The sequence below is a fragment of the Psychrobacter sp. genome (genome assembly GCF_035469765.1).
In the GTDB taxonomy this organism is placed as follows: Bacteria; Pseudomonadota; Gammaproteobacteria; order Pseudomonadales; family Moraxellaceae; genus Psychrobacter.
This window is the reverse complement of sequence record NZ_DATIRM010000198.1, coordinates 1-2,867: the sequence shown is the minus strand read 5'-3', so window position 1 is coordinate 2,867 and position 2,867 is coordinate 1. Positions and strand designations below refer to the sequence as shown.

3 protein-coding genes are annotated in these 2,867 nt (G+C 40.4%); all 3 read right to left on the bottom strand.

Annotation, left to right across the window (positions count from 1 at the left end; genetic code table 11):
• On the bottom strand, positions 1-684 hold a 684-nt coding region (locus tag VLN09_RS05640; protein WP_325244495.1), incomplete at its 3' end, for a hypothetical protein.
• A 175-nt stretch (positions 685-859) separates the two neighbouring features.
• Positions 860-1,297, bottom strand: a complete 438-nt coding sequence (locus tag VLN09_RS05635; protein ID WP_325244494.1) for a DUF3429 domain-containing protein — start codon at positions 1,295-1,297, stop codon at positions 860-862.
• A 253-nt stretch (positions 1,298-1,550) separates the two neighbouring features.
• The coding region (locus VLN09_RS05630) for a DASH family cryptochrome (protein ID WP_325244493.1) at positions 1,551-2,867 on the bottom strand (1,317 nt) is incomplete at its 5' end.

The window sequence follows — 2,867 nt, the reverse complement described above, 5'->3', positions numbered from 1 at the left end:
ATCGATAAAAGCTCGTGACAACAGTCGCCCACCAAAAGATTTGCCTATGATAAGTGTGTATCCTGAATGAGGATTCTTTTGCACATTATTTACCAAAGAAATAATATCTGCCCTTACCTCTCCTTTTTTACCAATCGTATCCGCAACTTTTGCTCTATTTTGTACCGATAAAATATTGGCTAGAGCATTCTCATGTTTTTTACCATTCCAACCAATATACACACCGATAACATTCATCTCTGGATTCTGAAAATTGCGACGAGCAAGTAGATAAGGAAAACTGATTAAATCTGGGCTTGGCTGGTCACTGCTGGCATTATTATTCCAACTATTCACATAAATAACCAAATAAACCGGTTTGTTTGAAGTTGCTATGGCACGCTTAATGACATCGAGCTGCCTAGTGCCCTCGAATTTCTGACCATTCTCAGCATACTCCAAGTAAAATAAATTGAAGGAGGTATTGGCAATAGTATCTCCCTCTTTTTTCTTTACCTGATCTTCTGAAAAGATTGATACTCCATTGACAATCACTATGTTGGTTACGGGCTTGATATTGGTATCTAACTCTATTTCGGAGCAAGAGTTTTCTGTAGAGCACACAATTTTATGATAAGCCTGATCAGGAATAGTCGCACAAGACATTAAGCTAAAGCAGCAAACAGAAATAAATAGGTATTTCATAACCTATCTCCTTTATTTTTCTGACTAAGAGCAGCCCTATTTCTGCGAAAATAACATCAATAACATCAAGCGTTAAATTGGAATCTACAACCGTATTTAAAATAATAGGTCAAACTGTATTTACACCATTATTTTGAACATGATGATTTTGAACATAACGACAACCAATAAAATACTATAACGTAACCCCTGCAATAATAAGTGCAAAAACCACTATTATAGTGACGTATTTTCTTACCCTGAAGTAATCATTATTAATAATATGCGCTTGATGGAGACCATAATCAATCACTAACATGCTAATAAAACTAGCGACCAACAGCCAAATAAATCCAGCGGTTGATAAAGTCAGAAACCCTAACCACAGTGCAAGCGCGATAATATTACTAAATATAGGTAGCTTGACTGCCCACGTATCATCATCAGCTAAATTAAGATGATTGCCCCAATGCGCTCCTGCCATAAATGAGGCAATCACCAAGCCATAAATAGATAGAATATCTGTGGTTTTTCCCAAAACCGGGATAGCGTCAATACCGATAGTGATAAAAACAGCACCAAGCACAAATGGGATAGCGCCTGCAAAAGTTAAATAAGGACTAGGTTTTTTCATAATATTCATTTATCAATTAGTGCCGTAAAACCATACCGTTCAGGGCGTGGATATCAGGCATTGCTATCATTTAGTATTCTTGCTAATATCAATTTGTCGCGTTGATTCAGCCAGTAGGCTGGCGTGACACTGTATTACCCAGAATACCTCCTAGTTTGTGGCGTGTCTTTTGACAATCCTAACGGTAGCCATTCACTTAGAATAAGACCTTAGTAAAATGGTATTAGCTAAGGTCGCGGCAGGGCTTTGCCGTCTAGTAGTAGGAATCCCCTCTCTTTAGGGAGGGGAGGAAGTCAATCCCCTGCCATTTGTTAATAAAGTCACCGTTGGGGTCATACTGTTGGGTTTGTTTTTTAAGGTTAAACTGTCTACATCCTCTTGGGTCAGCGCCTACTCCCGCGAGATACTGCCAATTGCCCCAATTACTGGCAACATCATAATCAATAAGGTGCTGCTCAAAATGACTCGCCCCATAACGCCAGTCTAAACCCAGCTCGTGAATAAAGCAGCTGGCAACGATTTGCCTGCCGCGATTGGAAATATACCCCGTACTTTTGAGCTGATGCATACAAGCATTGACGATAGGATATGACGTTGTACCCGTTTGCCATTGCTCTAGAGTTCGTTCTGGACTTTGCTTATTGGTACAAGTCGAAGGCGCATCCTGACTAATACCGCGAAACCAAAACAGCTTTTGCTGATGCGTCAGCGCATACCAGTAAAAATACTCACGCCACAGTAGCTCAAACCATATCCAGTAAGTTGACTCATTAGCGATAACTTGTGCTTCATAATGACGTAAGCGATTCAGTAACACTTTGACTGACAACGAGCCATTGGCGAGCCACGCTGAGAATTTAGTGGAGTGCGTCCAGTTATCAAGGGCATTGCGCGTCGTTTTGTAAGTACTGGGCGCTTCGGACTCAAAATAGCTATTTAAATGACTGATAGCGCTGGTCTCACCGCCTTTGAACTCAGAGGGTTGTTGCTGCTGTGACTGGTTATTAGAGCTTTGCTTTAGCAGATATTGATTTTCAGAAATACATTTATTGTTTTTAACCAAGTTATTAACCACAATATCAGGCATAGGCGGTAACATTTTAAGTAGCTGAGAAATCTCAAGATTGTTTTCTGCGCTTAATAAATCATTATTGGATTCTACTTTTTTTCGAAATTGAGTAAAACTTTTGGGCAGTCCATCCGTAGGCATAGCGGCAAATAAGGTAGCCGTTGACTGACTGTGCCAACGTATATGCGGGAATTTATGTTGCAAGACCTTATAAGCTTGATTTTGATGATAGTCTGCTGTTTGACTGACACAGATATCAGTGACAGCTTGTTGTTCTATAAGTTGGTATAGCAGCGTGGCAGTATCCAGTGCCGGCGAAAAACTTCCTTGTGGTAAAGTTTCAGGTTGCAAAGCGGTTGATGTTAAATACAGCAATTTATTGCCAAGGCGCTGTAGTGAGTTATCTAAATCAACCAAACTCTCAACTAAAAACTGCCTGCGTGCCCGCCCCATCTCATCGAAGCAATAGGTGCTTTCCTTGGTCTGTTTGGCAAGCACATC